Genomic DNA, 15097 nt, shown 5'->3' on the forward strand with positions numbered 1-15097 from the left:
GCTTTCGGGACCTTAGGTGGCCCGCCGCGATGTCGTCTTTTGGATGCATCGCGTCTCGAAACCGCTCCGCGAACGTCTCGAGATTTTGGGGCACCGCAGCGGCGAGAGTCGCGTCGCGGTCCTCGTCCGGATTGAGAAGGGGTATCGTCCGTCTTGTAGGTACTGCTCATCGGCTGATCTTTTTGCGGCCGGCTCGCTTTCCCTTGGGGGTGGCCGCACGTTCGGTGCGGATGCGGGCGAGGAGGGTGGAGGCGGGTTCGTCAGCGGGGTCTTGCGGGACGAGTTCCGACAAGCTCAACGCTGTTTCGCGTGTTGAACAGGATGTCTTTCGTCGTGAGCTCGAACCGTTCAAGCTCCTTTGCGGAAACCTCTACATGGGTAAGGTCACGATCGTTCCAGCATCCATTAAGGTCGTAGTGGTTCATCCGGATGTATGGAGTACCGCAGTCGGACTGCTGTGTTTTTGAGCGGACGAGGCCGATAAGGCCGTCTGCGAGGACGCCTTCAACCGTCATCTGCTGCCAGTCGGCGGTGAGGTCGCCGCGGAAGGCGGCGGCGAGGATGGACTGCTTGGCGCGGGCGGCGAGCTTGGAAATGCGGGCGAGGTGGCCCTCTGCCGCGCTCCTCTTCGCCGAGAGCCGGTCCAGCTTCGCTACGATCCGCCGCTGCTCAGCCAGCGGCGGCACCCCCACCTCCGTCGCCTCGAATACGCCCTTAGTGACGTGACGCAGACCGACCCCGCCATGGGCTTTGCCGATCAACTCGTCGAGCTTCTGATTGATCGCTCCCGCGAGGAACTGCTTGTCGAGTTTGTCCTCGTTGAACTCCACCTTGAAGATGTGCTGGTTGAGGACGGCCGGGCCACCGCTCCGAACGTGTGCGCCGAACGACGTGCCCGGCGTCCCGGACCATGCAACCAGCAGCTGCCCCGTACTGACATGGAACTTGGCGGCGACTTCGCCGTCGGAACGATTGAACGGCGCATCCGGATTGTTGAGGTTCTGGATCCTCACGATCGGCAGTCCGGTTTCGGTCCAGTCGCTCGGCTTGAACGCCTTGCCGTTCACAAGGTAACAAAGATCGCCGATCGTCGCGGTGGCGCAATTTCGGTTCGTAGCGTCTCCGTCGAGTCCTCTGGCACTCATTCCGCCGCCACCTGCAACGGTGCCTCGTCCTCCCCGTCCTCACCTTCAAGCTCCACCGCCAGCGCCTCAATCTCCCTCGTGGCCTCGCGCAGGTGGCCGAGGATCGCGGCGACGATGTCGTCGGGGTCGGTGAGGCCGTCCTCGGACTCCTCCTCGCCGTCGCGCAGCCAGGCGATGTCGAGGTTGTCGCCGCGCGCCTCGATCTCGGCGCGGGAAAAGCTGCGGAAGCGGCCGTCCTCGCCCTCGTCGGTCCGTGTCGAGCGGCCCAGTGGGTCGGCGCCGAAGGCGGCCTCGAAGCCGGCGAAGTCGTCCACGCGCAGGGGGCGGGTCTTGCCGTAGGAGGGCGCGTCGGCGCGCATGTCGTAGACCCAGACGGCATCCGTCCCGCGCTTCTGGCTGCCGTCCGCGTTGCGGGTGAAGAAGACGACGTTGGTCTTCATGCCCTGCGCATAAAAGATGCCGGTGGGAAGGCGCAGGATGGTGTGAAGGTCGCACCAGTTCATCAGCATCTGGTGCAGGCGCCGGCCGGTGCCGTCCTCGAACAGCACGTTGTCCGGCACGACGACGGCAGCGCGCCCGCCGGGTTTGAGCGCGCGCACGATGTGCTCCACGAAGGCGAGCTGCTTGTTGGAGGTCTCGGCGGTGACGGAGAAGTCGTCGCGCGCCGGCCGGCCGCCGCCCTTCTTCGTGCCGAAGGGCGGGTTGGAGAGGACGAGATCGGCCTTCGGCAGCGCCGCGCCCTCGCCGGTCATCGTGTCGATCGACCTCGCGTCGCCCCTCGATGCCGTGCAGCATGAGGTTCATGAGGCACAGGCGATGCGTGTCGGGCACCAACTCAGCGAGGCTGTAGCAGCGGCGGATCTGGCGTTCGGTGGCGCCCTCGGGCAGGCCGAAGAACTCGTTGTTCTCCGCGAAGATGCGCTGGTGCGCGGCGACGATGAAGCCGCCGGTGCCCGCCGCCGGGCCCTGGATCAGCTCGCCGAGCTTCGGCTTGGTGAGGCGCACGAGGCAGTCGATCAGCGGGCGCGGGGTGAAGTACTGCCCGGCGCCGGACTTCTTGTCCTCGGCGTTCTTCTGGAGAAGACCCTCATAGAGATCGCCGAGGCCCTCCTCGCGGGCGTCAAACTAGTCAAGCCCGTCGATCGCCGTCGCAAGTGACTTGAGGTTCGCGGGCTTTCTGAGGCGGCTCTGCGCGTCCGTAAAGATGGCGCGGACGGTGCCGTCGGTGACGGTCGCCGGGTCGCCGAGCTTTGTGAGGGCGAGGCGGTAGTGGGTGAGCTGGTCGAGCCCGTCGCGCCGGGCGATCTGACGCCAGCGGTAGTCCTCTGGGATGCGGGTCTCGTTGCCGGTCTCCTCCATCATCTTGAGGAAGAGGAGGAAGGTCAGCTCGGTGACGTACTCGGAGTAGGTCACGCCGTCGTCGCGAAGCACGTGGCACAGGCCCCACAGCTTGGCGACGATGTCCTGTGTCGAACTCATGCGACCTCCCACGTTGCGTCGGCGACGTCGCGCAGGACGTCCTCCACCGAGCCTTTGAACGCCTTGTCGATGCGGTGGAAGCCGCCTTGCTGCGGGAACGGCGGCTCGTCAAGCGCAGCGCGGTCGACGACGATGCGGGTCTTCATCTCCCTCACCGATCCGGGCGAGCCACTGGCGCTGCTTGTCGTCGAGCGCGCGGTCCTTGGCGACCTTGCGCACGGCACGATCCACACGTTCGGCATAAGGGATGAGCGGGTCGCCGAGGGTGGCCTGACGGATAAAGCCAACGATCGAGGCGGCGATGTCCTCGTTGTTGGCGTCGCGCCACGCGGCCCGGAGGCTGTTGTCGGTGAACTGGTTTGCGTCGAGGGCTTGGCGTAGCTCGCGCAGGCTCTGGCGGGTGAGGTCGCGCGGGCGGGTCAGCACCGTCTGCATCGCGGCGATCTGGTTGGCGTTGTCGCGGACGAAGGCGGTGAAGGCGTCGATGAAGTCGGTGGGGCGGACGCCATCGCCGTAGCCGCGCACCACGTCGATGACCTCGTCGGCGCCGGTGTAGATCGGGACGATGCGGGGGGCGCCTCGGACGCCGTCGAAGTCGAAGAAGCGGCCAATGCCGGGCTTGTCGGCGACCCACCCGCGGGCCTCGGGGGCGGACTGGGTGCGTAACCGCTGCAGGGTAGTTTCGGGCGTTTCGCCGGTCTCGGCCTCGTACTGACGTCGCACTTCCTCGTGGAGGCGGTCGATCTTGCGCGCCAGCTTCACGATGATCCGGTCGAGGATCTCCTCCTGGTGTGGCTCGTCCTCGGATTGGGCGAGACCCTTGAAGAGCTCGTCGAAGGTGACCTTGGAGTTGACGACGACAAGCTTCATTTCGGTCGTCGGCTGCAACGTCGCGTAAAGGTTCACGGCGTCGTAGATCTGGAACGCCTTCTTCCCGATCTCAGGGCACAGGCGGGTCGCGCGACCGATCATATGGTCGTACAGGATACGTGACTTTACGCGGCGCAGGAATACGAGGTTGGTGATCTCCGGGACGTCGATGCCGGTGGTGAGGAGGTCGACGGTTACGGCGATGCGAGGGTCGTTCTCGTTCTTGAACTTGCGGATCGTGTCGGACACGCGATCGACAGAACCGGTGATCTTCTTGATGGCCGCTTCGTCGAGCGCGACACCCTGTGCGCGGTCGGCCTGCTTCAGCAGGTAGACGACCTCGTCGGCGTGCTTGTCGGACGCGGCGAAGATGACGGTCTTGCCGACGTTGGGGTCAAGGACGTCGATCCGTTCGGCGAGCTCCTCGGCGACCACGCGGTTGAATTCGGGGGCGAGGACGCGGCGGTTGAAGTGCTCGACGGAGAAGCGAGCTTGTCGTCGAGGGTGGCGGTGTCGACCTCGCCGGTCTGCGGGTTGAAGGCCTCGATCGTCTCGCCGGGCTGGAACGTGATGCCAGCCTTGCTGAGCGCGGTGGTGATGAGGTGCGGCGGGTCGTGGTCGACGAGCCATCCGTCGATCACCGCGTCGCGATAGCTGTAGCGGTAGATCGGCTGGCCGAAGATCTGCGCGGTATGAAGGGCGGGGGTCGCTGTGAGGCCGACCTTCACGGCGTCGAAGTACTCCAGCGCGCGGCGGTACTTCGAGACGTAGTCTTCCTGGCTGCGGAAGGTGAGCTCCGCGTCACTCATCTCGCGGTCGAGCAGGTAGCCGCGGTGGCACTCGTCGACTATGATAAGGTCGTACTGGTCGACCGGTGGGCGTTCGTCCGGGGTGCGGGCGAGAACGCGCTGGACGAGGCTCTGAACGGTACAGACGTGGACGCGGACGTCGCGGTCGATGTCCCGGTCGGCGAGGCCTTTGAGGCCGAAGATGTCTGCGAATGTGCGCGCCCCGACCATCTTCGTCGTGTCGAATGCCTGTTCGGCCTGCTCGCCGAGCGTGCTTCGGTCGACGACGAAGCAAATGCGGTTGAACCGCTTGGCGTTGAGTAGGCGGTAGATCAGCGCGATGGAGAGCTTCGTCTTGCCTGTGCCGGTGGCCATCGCGATCAGCATCGCTCGGCGCCCTTCGGCGAGCTTCTCCTCGACAGCTTTGATCGCATCGATCTGGTAGTGCCGAAGTTGAAAGTCGAAGTTGAAGGATCTGCCCGCGAGCGTCGCTTCAGCACCCACCACGTCGATCTCGAGCTGCTCGGTCAGCCCCTCCGGTGTCGGCCAGCCCTCCAGCGGGCGGGCACCGTTCGTCGATCGCCGGACGTCACGGAACCAGATGCCGCTCTGGGTGTGGAACTGCGGGTAGTATCCGCGCCCATTCGTTGCGAAGACGAAGGGCACTTGGAAATCTTCCCACGGCCCACCGGCAGCGGTGCCGCCGGTCGTCCACTGGACGCCGCGGGAATACCGCCCGGCCTGGTCCACGGCGGCTGCCACTTCGGTTCGTTTGCGCTTGGCTTCGACGAGACCGACGAGCTTCTCGCCAACGAACAGTGCGAAGTCGGCAGGGCCGTTCGCGGTCGGCCACTCCGCGATGGCGAGGTTGCGGTTGCACTGCTGCCGGGTGCCCTCAGAGTACCGCAGCTTCACGGTGTCCGCGTCCCAACCGGCTGTCCGAAGCTGCTCGTCGACAATCAGACGGGTGTCGGCTTCGTCGAGGTCGAGGCTGCGGGCCGCCTGTGCCGCGGCGGCAGCGAAGGCGATGCGTTCGTCCGTGGTCGGCTCGGTTGTCGCCCGTCGTTCGGCCTCCAGCGCAAGCTCTTCGAGGATCTGCCGTTCTTCCTCAGCCTGGGTGGCTCGCTCTTCAGCGGACAGCCGGGCGGTCGAAGCCTCCTCCATCGCACTCATGGCCCGCGCGGCCTGGCCCTCCGCTGCGGCGAGGCGCTCCTGAAGTTCGGCGATCGCCTCCTTCAGCTCCGCGCTGTCGTCCGCCCGTGCCGGCGGAGGGACGAACGCGATCGTGAGGTCCGGCTTGTTCGTCACGCTGGCGCGCAGCCAGACCCCGAGGCGGTGGCAGAGCTTCAACGCGTCGAATGCCTCCCGACGCTCGCCGTGCAGGTCGTGGACGGCTGTGTTGCCGGCCTTGCGGATGCGATGAAGCGCGTCGATCAGCTCACGTGGGAGGATGCTCGCGGACTGGATCTTCCGCAGGGTATCGACAAACGCTTCGCCGGGAGAAAGCTCGATGCCGGACCGCTCTGCGACCACCGCCGCCAGACGCTCGGCAAACTGTCTCGTCTTGATGAGCGCTGTGTTCGGATCGTCCGCGAAGTACGCCTCAGCGCGCGCGCCGAGGAAGGCGAGCGACGGATCGAACTCCTCGATATGAGCAAAATTGCCGATCGGGTTCGGCATGGGCGGGATGGCTTCTCGACGCGAGCATGAGTTGAGGCAGGATCATGGCCGCGCCCTTGGATATACGCAACAATTCCTCTTTGGGGTGCCGTCCCGGCTACCGTGTAAGGTCGCAAGCTGTTGACCTCCAGGCGCGAGATAACAGCTTTGGAGAACTGACGCACTCAGAGAGCCTTGAATCGCGAAAAAGCAGACCCCCGAGGTCAACAGTTTAAATGCCAGGCTGGCGGGACTTCTGCGGGTCTCAGCGGCTACGTGAGGAGCGGAGAAACAGTCCAAATGCGCTGATGGCGGAGGGAGAGGAGCTCGAACTGTAGATTATAGAGCGGGGAGTTGCCAGTGTGGTGGTCTCGCCCGCACTGCGGACTGGACTTCCGCCCTGTAGAACGCGGTAGTGCGAGCGGCGGCGAGAGAGGGGTTGAGCCTCGCCGCCTGCCCTGGCAGACCTTGTCTCCGGGGCTTGGGTGGTGGGACCGGGCGTGGTGCCGGGTCCGGAAGGAGAACCACCTCATGGCGAGAACGAAGTCTGCTCCGAAGTCCGCGGCGCGGGAGAAGGCGAGCGCGCCGCGCAAATCCGGCGCCCGGGCGACCGCAGCGGCGCGGCAAGCGCAGGGCGCCGCCGCGGAGGTGCAACGAGCAGCAGCGACGACTTCCATCCAACCCTCACGGCCGGGCGGCAAGCTCGGGATGTTCGTCGAGCGACTGGCGACCGATGCCGGCGCCACCATCCTCGAGCTGGCCGCGGCGACGGGTTGGCAAAGGCACACGGTTCACGGCGCGCTCAGTAGACTTCGCTCGCGCGGCTTCGCCATGCGCCTCGACAGCGTCGGCGGCCGGAAGGCGTACCGGCTCGTTCGGTCGGAGGCCTGAACCGTGACGAACAGCGACGGAGCTGCGCGCCGACGCGGCTCCGCGGCGAGCAGTCTGGCGGCAGATCTCGCTGCTCTCTCGCATCGGACGTACCCCGACCTCCAGGCCGAGTGGCGGCGGCTCTACCGCTCGCCGCCGCCGAAGCAGACCAGTCGCGACCTTCTGAGCTGGGGATCGCCTGGAGGCTCCAGGAGAAGGCGCTCGGTGGCCTGGCGCCGGCGGGACGGCGGCAGCTCGCCGCTGTCGCCGACACGCTGGGCACGGACGGGGACATCGCGACGCCCCGAGCCGTCGCGCCCAAGGCCGGCGCAAGGCTGGTGCGCGAATGGAACGGCGAGACCCGCGACGTCCTGGTGCTGGAGGACGGCTTCCGCTGGCGGGGAAAGACCTGGCCCTCGCTGTCAGCCATCGCGCTGCAGATCACGGGGCGCGCTGGTCGGGGCCTCGCTTCTTCGGCATCGCTCCGAGCCGCAACAGAGGCGCAGCCGACCGGAACCCTCGACCCGCCGACGCCACGGCTCTGACCGATGGCTAGGCGGGCGCTGCTGGTAGGCGGCAACGGCATGGCGCGGGTTCGCTGCGCCATCTACACCCGCAAGTCCTCCGGGGAGGGACTTGAGCAAGCCTTCAACTCGCTCGATGCGCAGCGCGAAACCTGCGAGGCCTACGTCTTCAGCCAGAAGCACGAGGGCTGGATCGTCCTGCCGCAGATGTACGACGACGGCGGGATCTCCGGGGGTACGCTCGAGCGCTCGGCGCTCCAGCGGCTGCTGGCCGACATCGGTGCCGGCAAGGTCGACACCGTCGTGGTCTACAAGGTGGACCGCCTCACCCGCTCACTGTCCGACTTCGCCAAGATCGTCGAGGTGTTCGAGCGGCATGGGGTCACCTTCGTCTCCGTCACTCAGTCGTTCAACACCACGACTTCGATGGGCCGGCTGACGCTCAACATGCTCCTGTCGTTCGCCCAGTTCGAGCGCGAGGTCGCGGGCGAGCGCATCCGCGACAAGATCGCCGCCTCGAAGAAGAAGGGCATGTGGATGGGCGGCCTGCCGCCGCTCGGCTACGACGTCGCCGACCGCAAGCTCGTGGTCAACGAGGCGGAGGCGGAGACGGTCCGACACATCTTCCGCCGCTACGCCGAGCTTGGCTCGGTTCGGACCCTGCAGGCCGAGATCGACGACGCCAGCATCTCGAGCAAGCGCCGCACCGACCGGTTCTGCCGCGAGACCGGCGGCAAGCCGCTGTCCCGCGGGACGCTGTACCTCATGCTGCAAAACCAGCTCTACCGCGGCGAGATCGTCCACAAGGGGACGAGCTACCCCGGCGAGCACGAAGCCATCGTCGACGACGCGCTCTGGAACGAGGTCCAGGCGCAACTGGCCGGCAACCGGGTCGAACGGCAGAGCGGCGCCCGCGCCGCCGAGCCCAGCCTTCTCGTCGGCCTCGTCTACGACGAGCGCGGCGAGCGGATGACGCCGACCCACGCCAATAAGAAGGGCACGCTCTACCGGTACTACGTCAGCCACAACCTGATCCGGCGCGGACGTCCTACGGACGGTCAGACCGGGCGACGGGTACCCGCGGGCGAACTCGAAGCTCTGGTCGAGCGGCGCATTAGCATCTTCTTCACCGACGAAGCTGCGCTCCACGCTGCCCTTGAGCCTGTGGCGAGGGCCTCGAACCGACGTCTCGCCATGGTGAGCGAGGCGGCCCGGGTCGTCGAGCGATGGCCGAGCCTGACGCCATCCGACAGGCGCGCGCTGCTGCAACAGCTCGTCGGTCGCATCGAGATCGGTCCGGAGAGCATTGAGGTGGCCTTGCTGTGCGGGTCGCTGGTGCAGCTTCTCGGTCGCAGTGCCGCGAAGGCGCATCCGGGCCCTGATCCGAGGAACGCCGCGCCGATCGTCCTCGGCATCTCGATCCAGCTTCGGCGGGCGGGCCAGGAGATGCGGCTCCTCGTCGACGGCGCAGACGATCGACCCCTGTCGCCCGATCGCAGCCTGCTGCGCCTCCTCGGCCAAGCGCACCACTTCCGCGACGTGGTCATGCGCGGCAACGGCGCCTCCATCGGGACGTTGGCCGCTGAGATCAGCGTCAGTTGGTCCTACCTCATGCGCGTTCTGAAGCTCAGCTTTCTATCGTCGAAAGCGGTCGCGGCGATCCTCGAGGGCCGACAGCCGTCGGTGCTCAACGCAGCGTCCCTCACCCGCCAAGCCGATCAGCTTCCTCTGGAGTGGACCGCCCAGGCCAAGCAGCTCGGCATGCTCTGAGCTCGCCGCACTTCGAAGCCACCTCGCAAGACCAGACCTTCGGACCTGCAGACGCAGGGAGAATCCTGCTCTTATCGAAGGTACGGCCGCGTGCGCGGATGGGGCGACTCAACCAGACAGTGAGACCACCGAAACCGACCTAGGAGACGGTGGCCCCGTCAGACGCGGTGTGCGGAACCAGTGCGCTCCGATGGACCCGGCGCGACGCGCGTGCGCACCGCTAAGCCCGCCACGTCCGCGGTTTTTCGAAGCGCTTCGCAACATCGCAGAGCCAACCTAAATCAACGGCTGAGGACTGGCTGGGGGACCAGGATTCGAACCTGGACTAACGGAGTCAGAGTCCGCTGTTCTACCGTTAAACTATCCCCCAACAGCTTGGCATGCGACCGCAGACGACCGAGCATCGGAGGCGGCACCTCTAGGCCGCGCTGTAGCCTTGGTCAACCGTCGCCTGCGGGGCTCTGCGCCGAGCCGTCCCCTCGTGCGCCATGCCCGCGGTCCTGGCCCGCGGCCGACGCCGTCCCGTCCGCTTCGAACACCCTGACGACCTCGGGGCGGAACAGGGCGACACGGCCACCGCACCGCTCCCACCGGCTGGTCTCGCCGACGAACTCGGCGACGAGGCGGTTTGCTGGTTCCTCGCCCACCTCGCGCAGGCGCCCGGCTTGCTCAAAGCGGCCCGGCGTTCATGACGACGAGCCGTCGGCGGGTCGCCGCCGCCTCGGCCCCGTCGTCGAGCGTCCTCGCCTGCCGTCGGTGACAGCCGCTCCTGGGCCGACCTCCCGCGTCGTCACCGCTTGGCGTGAACGAGGACGCGGCACCGGGCTCACGGTTCGGCGCGCCGCGCCTTCATGGCAAACGCGGCGACGAACGACCGGATGGGCAGGCGACCCGTGGCGACGAGGTAGCCGCCCGCCGCCAGCCGGTAGGCCGCGAGGGGAACAAGGGAGGGGCGCAGGTGCTTGAGCGTCGCGAACATGACGCCTGGCCAGTAGCGCGACATCTCTCGCACCCGGCTCCGCCGGTCCCGGGTCAACGACCGATGACCGAACAGCGGCGTCCTCGTCATGAGGGCGCGCCGCGCCGCCTTGTAGGCGCGGAACGCATAGTCGGCGTCCTCACCGCCCGGTAGCGGAGAGCCGAGGCCGAGCCGCTCGTCGATGAGGCCGACCTTCTTCGCGCAGCGTCCGGTCAGGACGATGGTGATCATCCCGGAACGGCGCATGACGTCGACGGCGCTGGGCTGCTCGTAGCGCGCCGCCAGACGCGCGTCCGACGTCGCCGGTTCGTCATCGTACCACACGAAGAGGACGTCCGCGGCCCGCGTCCTGCTCACCTCGACGAGGTGCGCCACGGACCCGTGTGGGTACCAGGCGTCGTCGTCGGGGAAGAACAGGTGGTCGTCGTCGGCAAGGACCAGCGATCGCAGGACCTCGTTGCGCGCGGTGGCGGCGGGGAGGGCCCGTGGAACGGTCTGCCAGGCGATGGTCGGATAGCGCGCACGTAACGCCTCGGGCACGGCAGTCGCGCATTGCAACAGGACGCCGATCCGAAGGTGACTGACCGTCGATGCTTGCTCCGCCAAGGAGTCCAAGCACCGCAACAAAAGCTCGACCGGTCGTCGGCCGAGCTGGTGCGTCACTACGGCGTAAACTGCCACCAAACCAACTCGAGTGCCATTTGGCGAACCCTCATGGCTGCCCGCGGGGCGGCGGTCAACGGGCGGACATACTCCTTTGCCACATTGACGCTTGAACACGCCAAGATTGTAAGGCAGAAGTGCGGCGCGACGGGGCATCGTCGGGCGCGCGTTCGCACGCGTGACCGGTCACCGCGCCGATCGCCGGTTGGTTTGCAGCTCGCCCATCCGCGGCTCGACCGCATCGAAGTTGTCCTCAGCCAGGGGCCGATGTGTCACAGCGATCATTGACAAGCGATGTTGCCATTTATAGTAGTAACCTGACTGCTGTCCGGCCTGTCATCGAGGATCGGTCCGTTGTTGTCGAAGGTGCCAACGAATACCTCACATCCGGCCTCAAGCGCATGATTGACGTGGCCGGCTCGGGCCTCCTCATCCTGCTCGCGTCGCCGCTGCTCCTCGTCACGATGCTCGCGATCGCCGTCACCTCGCCGGGCCCGGTGTTCTACCTGCAGATGCGGACCGGCCGGGGTGGCCGTCCGTTCCGCATGGTGAAGTTCCGTTCGATGGTGGTCGACGCCGAACGGGAGGGCTTCCGGCAGGCGAGCAAGGGGGACCCGCGCATCACCCCGGTCGGCCGGCTCATCCGACGGTTCAGCGTCGACGAGGTGCCGCAGCTGTTCAACGTGTTCGTCGGCGACATGTCGCTGGTCGGGCCGCGTCCCCATCCGCTCGCCCTTGATGCGCTCTACGTCAACCTCATCCCGAACTACCACCGGCGGTTCGAGGCCATCCCCGGGATGACGGGGCTCGCGCAGGTCAACGGCGCCCGAGGCGAGACGCCGACCGTGCACCACATGGCGCAGCGCCTCGACTACGACCTCCAATACCTGCGCACCTCGTCCCTGCTGTGCGACCTGCGCATCCTGCTGAGCACGATCCGTGAAGTGGTCGGCTCGGCGCACGCCCATTGAGCATGCCTTCCCGGAGCGCAACGGGGGTCGAGGCCTTGCGGCGGACCCCGAATGGCGGTGGTGGGCGACCTCACGATGAGGGGCACGTGATCGTCGATCGGGCGGTGCGGCGCGTCCTTGTGTGGCGCCAGGGCACGCTCGGCGACACGATCGTCGCGCTGCCGAGCCTGCACCTCGTCGCCCGCGCCTTCCCGCAGGCGGAGCGACGGCTGCTCAGCGATCAGATCACCAACGCGAACATTGCTCCGGCCGCACGGCTCCTGCTCGAGCCGGGCCTCGTCCACGGCGTCGTCGCGTACCCGAGCCAGACCCGCGCGCCGTCGGCCCTGGCTGGCGTCGGGCGCGCAGTGCGTGCCTTCGCGCCCGAGGTCGTCGTCTACCTGGTCGAGGGGCGCACGTGGCGCCAGCGCGTGCGCGACCGCGCGTTCCTTCGACTGTGCGGGGTGCGGCGCGTGATCGGCGCTGGCCTGTTCGACGACGCGTCGCGCAACCGCATCCTCGGCGACGGACCGCTCGTGGAGGCGGAGGCGAAGCGCCTGGCACGCTCGCTCGCCGCGCTCGGGCGTATGCCGCTCGACGCCGACACGAGCTGGGACCTCGGGCTCACCGCGGCGGAGCACGCCGCCGCGGCCGCAGCGCTCGCGCCTCTCGGGGGCACGCCGTTCGTCGCCTTCAGCCTCGGCACCAAGTGGCAGCCCAACGACTACACGGACGACAACTGGCGCCGGGTCCTCGCCAGGGCCGGCGAGCGCTGCGCCGGCATCGCGCTGGTCGCGTTCGGCGCCCCCAACGAGCAGGTGCGCTCGGCGGACGTCCTTGCCGCCTGGCCCGGGGAGACGCTGAACCTGTGCGGTGCCCTCGCCGTGCGGGAGAGCGCTGCGGCCCTCACGCAAGCCCTCGCCTTCGCCGGTCACGACAGCGGACCCATGCACATGGCCGCCGCCGTCGCCGTGCCGTGCGTGTGCGTCTTCAGCGGGCGCAACCCGCCAGGGCAATGGTACCCGCGCGGCGCCGGCCACACGATCTTCTACAACGACGTCTCGTGTGCCCCCTGCGGCCTCACCGTGTGCCGGGCGGAGGGCAAGCGCTGCATCCTCTCGGTGCCGGCCCGTGAGGTCGGCGACGCCCTCGCCGCGACCTCGAACGCCGCGCTGGCGCGACGTGCAGCATCGGCTCGCCCAACCGCACGTCGGCGCGACGGCGCCGCGGTGCGCGGACGCAGCATCGAGCGGGCCGTGGCGGGGCGCTGAGATGGAAGGTCATGCGAAGGCGGCAGTCCTCGTCGACCCCCTCGGCGAGCTTTGGCAGGGGCACCTCGACCGCCACGCCGCGCTCGTGGCAGCGACGGGCGCCGCGTGCGCCGACCCATTCGCCGCCGCGACGCAGCTCCTCGTCCGGGCCTTCGAGGCGGGCTGCACGGCCTTCTTCTGCGGCAACGGCGGCAGCGCGGCGGACGCCCAGCACTTGGCCGCCGAGCTGACCGTCCGCTTCGTGCGCGACCGCGTTGCGCTCCCCGCGCTAGCCCTTGCGACGGACCCGTCGGCGATGACCGCCTGCGGCAACGACCTCGGCTTCGAGCGCGTGTTCGCGCGGCAGGTGGAGGCGCTCGGTCGGCCCGGCGACGTCCTCATCGCCATCTCCACGTCCGGAGGCAGCGGCAACATCGTCGCCGCCCTGAAGGTGGCCCGCGCGGCAGGGCTCGCCACCATCCTCCTCACCGGAGGCAGGGAGGGCGCCGCCCGCGCTCACGCCGACGTCGTCCTCGCGGTCCCGTCCGAGGTCACCGCGCACATCCAGGAGCTGCACATCGTGATCGGTCATGCGCTGTGCCATGCGGTCGAGGCCGCCATGGGGTTCGACCGGTGACGGACCTTGCCGACCTCGACTGGAGCGGTCGCCACGTCCTCGTCGTCGGCGACCTGATGCTCGACAGGTTCGTCTACGGCGAGGTCAACCGCATCTCCCCGGAGGCGCCGATCCCCGTGCTCCTGCGCTCGCGGCAGACGGTGGTTGCCGGCGGCGCGGCGAACGTGGCACGCAACGTGGTGGCGCTCGGCGGACGGGCGACCCTCGTCGGCGCCGTCGGCCGCGACCTCCTCGCCCAGGAGCTTCGCCGCCTGTGCGAGGAGGGCGGCATCGCGACCCACTTTGCGACCTCTTCACGCCAGACGACGGAGAAGACGCGCTTCGTGGCCGGAGGCCAGCACATCCTTCGCGCGGACGCCGAGGACACCGCGCCCCTCCTCGACGTCGAGGAGGCGGTGTGCGCCGGCGCCCTCGAGGCCCTCGACGAGTGCGATGTCCTGGTGCTGAGCGACTACGCGAAGGGTGTGCTGACCCCGAAGGTCTTGGCAAGGCTGATCGCGGCAGGGCGTGCGCTTCACGTGCCCGTCGTCGTCGACCCGAAGCGCGTCGACCTCTCCGCCTACGCCGGCGCCACCGTGCTCACGCCGAACCGCCGCGAGCTCGCCGCGGCGACGGGACGCGAGCCCGACGACGACGCAAGCGCGGCCGCTGCAGGCGCGACCGCCCGCGACCTGACGGGCGCCGAGGCGATCCTCGTCACGCGTGGTGCGGACGGCATGACGCTCGTGGAGGCATCCGGCACCTCCCATCTGCCGAGCGTCGCAAGGGAGGTGTTCGACGTCTCGGGCGCGGGCGACACCGTCGTCGCCTGCCTCGCGCTGGCGCTCGCCGCGGGCATCCCGCTTCGGCGCAGCGCGGAGGTGGCAAACGTCGCGGCCGGGCTTGTCGTTGCCAAGCACGGCACGGCGACGGTGACGCGAGGGGAGCTTGCCGACGCGTTCGACGGGGCGTTGCAGGGGGGCATCGTCGCGGCCCATCGGGACGATGCGGTCCGCTCGCGCAAGGCATGGGGCGCGCGGGGGCTGAAGGTCGGCTTCACGAACGGCTGCTTCGACCTCCTCCATCCTGGCCATGTGCACATCCTGCGTCACGCCCGCGAGGCGTGCGACCGGCTCATCGTCGGCCTCAACGGCGACGCCTCCGTGCGCGCCTTGAAGGGCCCGGAGCGCCCCGTCCGCGACGCGCGCAGCCGCGCCGAGGTCCTTACCGCGCTGCGCATGGTGGACCTCGTCGTCACCTTCGAGGAGCGGACGCCGCGCGCCCTCATCGAGGCGTTGGTCCCCGACGTCCTCGTCAAGGGCGCGGACTACGCGCGCGATCAGGTCGTCGGGGCGGACGTCGTCGAGGCGAATGGCGGCAGGGTGGTCCTCGTCGACCTCCTGGAGGGACACTCGACGACGGCGACGGTGGAGGCCCTGCGCGGCCTGCAGCGGGCCTCGTGAGGGCGCGAGGCGTCGCTCCGCCGGGCGAGCGCTCGCCGAGCGTCCTGATGCAGCTGGCGGGATGCGCGGGT

Annotated in this window: 13 protein-coding genes, 1 tRNA gene and 1 pseudogene; 7 read left to right on the forward strand and 8 right to left on the reverse strand. The window is 68.4% G+C overall.

Going from position 1 to position 15097, the window contains the following annotated elements:
* Positions 1 to 260: 260 nt before the first annotated feature.
* The 6 genes and pseudogenes from ACOOE8_RS14305 to hsdR all read right to left on the reverse strand — a co-directional run bounded on the left by ACOOE8_RS14305 (position 261) and on the right by hsdR (position 5962).
* Entirely contained in the window at positions 261 to 1067 is an 807-nt protein-coding gene (locus ACOOE8_RS14305; protein WP_420392107.1) for a restriction endonuclease subunit S, read from the reverse strand.
* A 74-nt stretch (positions 1068 to 1141) separates the two neighbouring features.
* A pseudogene (locus tag ACOOE8_RS14310) lies at positions 1142 to 2195 on the reverse strand (HsdM family class I SAM-dependent methyltransferase); the annotation flags it as partial.
* Between the two features lie 75 nt (positions 2196 to 2270).
* Positions 2271 to 2624 (reverse strand): type I restriction-modification system subunit M N-terminal domain-containing protein, encoded by a 354-nt coding sequence (locus ACOOE8_RS14315; RefSeq protein ID WP_420392108.1) that lies wholly within the window; start codon positions 2622 to 2624, stop codon positions 2271 to 2273.
* On the reverse strand, positions 2621 to 2770 hold the full coding sequence (locus ACOOE8_RS14320; protein WP_420392109.1) for a hypothetical protein: 150 nt from the start codon (positions 2768 to 2770) through the stop codon (positions 2621 to 2623). Before ACOOE8_RS14320 ends, ACOOE8_RS14315 begins: the two co-directional genes overlap by 4 nt.
* On the reverse strand, positions 2733 to 3929 hold the full coding sequence (locus tag ACOOE8_RS14325; protein WP_420392110.1) for a type I restriction-modification enzyme R subunit C-terminal domain-containing protein: 1197 nt from the start codon (positions 3927 to 3929) through the stop codon (positions 2733 to 2735). The genes ACOOE8_RS14320 and ACOOE8_RS14325 overlap by 38 nt, the downstream gene beginning before the upstream one ends.
* Positions 3818 to 5962 carry a type I restriction-modification system endonuclease gene (hsdR, locus tag ACOOE8_RS14330; RefSeq protein ID WP_420392111.1) on the reverse strand — a complete coding sequence of 715 codons (2145 nt, stop codon included), beginning with the start codon at positions 5960 to 5962 and terminating at the stop codon, positions 3818 to 3820. Before hsdR ends, ACOOE8_RS14325 begins: the two co-directional genes overlap by 112 nt.
* 510 nt (positions 5963 to 6472) lie before the next feature.
* Between hsdR and ACOOE8_RS14335 the strand changes: the two genes are divergently transcribed.
* The 3 genes from ACOOE8_RS14335 (at position 6473) to ACOOE8_RS14345 (ending at position 9105) form a co-directional block, all read left to right on the forward strand.
* Positions 6473 to 6832 carry a DUF3489 domain-containing protein gene (locus ACOOE8_RS14335; RefSeq protein WP_420392112.1) on the forward strand — a complete coding sequence of 120 codons (360 nt, stop codon included), beginning with the start codon at positions 6473 to 6475 and terminating at the stop codon, positions 6830 to 6832.
* 110 nt (positions 6833 to 6942) lie between these two features.
* Complete coding sequence (locus ACOOE8_RS14340; RefSeq protein WP_420392113.1) at positions 6943 to 7356, forward strand: DUF2924 domain-containing protein; 414 nt, start codon at positions 6943 to 6945, stop codon at positions 7354 to 7356.
* Between the two features lie 39 nt (positions 7357 to 7395).
* Positions 7396 to 9105, forward strand: coding sequence for a recombinase family protein (locus ACOOE8_RS14345; protein WP_420392114.1), 1710 nt, complete (start codon positions 7396 to 7398; stop codon positions 9103 to 9105).
* Positions 9106 to 9401: 296 nt separating this feature from the next.
* Here ACOOE8_RS14345 and ACOOE8_RS14350 read toward each other — a convergent pair.
* Both ACOOE8_RS14350 and ACOOE8_RS14355 read right to left on the reverse strand, forming a co-directional pair.
* Positions 9402 to 9475: transfer RNA gene (locus tag ACOOE8_RS14350), tRNA-Gln, on the reverse strand.
* Positions 9476 to 9931: 456 nt separating this feature from the next.
* Positions 9932 to 10624, reverse strand: coding sequence for a hypothetical protein (locus ACOOE8_RS14355; RefSeq protein ID WP_420392115.1), 693 nt, complete (start codon positions 10622 to 10624; stop codon positions 9932 to 9934).
* Positions 10625 to 11016: 392 nt separating this feature from the next.
* Here ACOOE8_RS14355 and ACOOE8_RS14360 point away from each other — a divergent pair, with 392 nt between their 5' ends.
* From ACOOE8_RS14360 to rfaE1, 4 genes are all read left to right on the forward strand, one after another.
* Complete coding sequence (locus ACOOE8_RS14360) at positions 11017 to 11718, forward strand: sugar transferase (RefSeq protein WP_420392116.1); 702 nt, start codon at positions 11017 to 11019, stop codon at positions 11716 to 11718.
* An 86-nt stretch (positions 11719 to 11804) separates the two neighbouring features.
* Positions 11805 to 12968: a glycosyltransferase family 9 protein gene (locus ACOOE8_RS14365; RefSeq protein ID WP_420392117.1), complete on the forward strand. Its 1164-nt coding sequence runs from the start codon at positions 11805 to 11807 to the stop codon at positions 12966 to 12968.
* A gap of 1 nt (position 12969) precedes the next feature.
* A complete protein-coding gene (locus tag ACOOE8_RS14370; protein ID WP_420392118.1) occupies positions 12970 to 13584 on the forward strand; it encodes a D-sedoheptulose-7-phosphate isomerase in 615 nt (204 codons plus the stop codon).
* The gene (gene rfaE1 / locus ACOOE8_RS14375; protein ID WP_420392119.1) at positions 13581 to 15026 is read left to right on the forward strand and encodes a D-glycero-beta-D-manno-heptose-7-phosphate kinase; all 1446 of its coding nucleotides are present in this window, start codon (positions 13581 to 13583) and stop codon (positions 15024 to 15026) included. The genes ACOOE8_RS14370 and rfaE1 overlap by 4 nt, the downstream gene beginning before the upstream one ends.
* Positions 15027 to 15097 lie beyond the last annotated feature (71 nt).

This window comes from Acuticoccus sp., assembly GCF_965213555.1.
GTDB lineage: Bacteria > Pseudomonadota > Alphaproteobacteria > Rhizobiales > Amorphaceae > Acuticoccus.

What these genes read in the sequence shown, in the direction of transcription:
- hsdR (WP_420392111.1), bottom strand. Translation starts at nt 5,962, where the DNA reads ATGCCGAACCCGATCGGCAATTTTGCTCATATCGAGGAGTTCGATCCG.
- ACOOE8_RS14370 (WP_420392118.1), top strand. Translation starts at nt 12,970, where the DNA reads ATGGAAGGTCATGCGAAGGCGGCAGTCCTCGTCGACCCCCTCGGCGAG.
- ACOOE8_RS14320 (WP_420392109.1), bottom strand. Translation starts at nt 2,770, where the DNA reads ATGAAGACCCGCATCGTCGTCGACCGCGCTGCGCTTGACGAGCCGCCG.
- ACOOE8_RS14345 (WP_420392114.1), top strand. Translation starts at nt 7,396, where the DNA reads ATGGCGCGGGTTCGCTGCGCCATCTACACCCGCAAGTCCTCCGGGGAG.
- ACOOE8_RS14335 (WP_420392112.1), top strand. Translation starts at nt 6,473, where the DNA reads ATGGCGAGAACGAAGTCTGCTCCGAAGTCCGCGGCGCGGGAGAAGGCG.
- ACOOE8_RS14315 (WP_420392108.1), bottom strand. Translation starts at nt 2,624, where the DNA reads ATGAGTTCGACACAGGACATCGTCGCCAAGCTGTGGGGCCTGTGCCAC.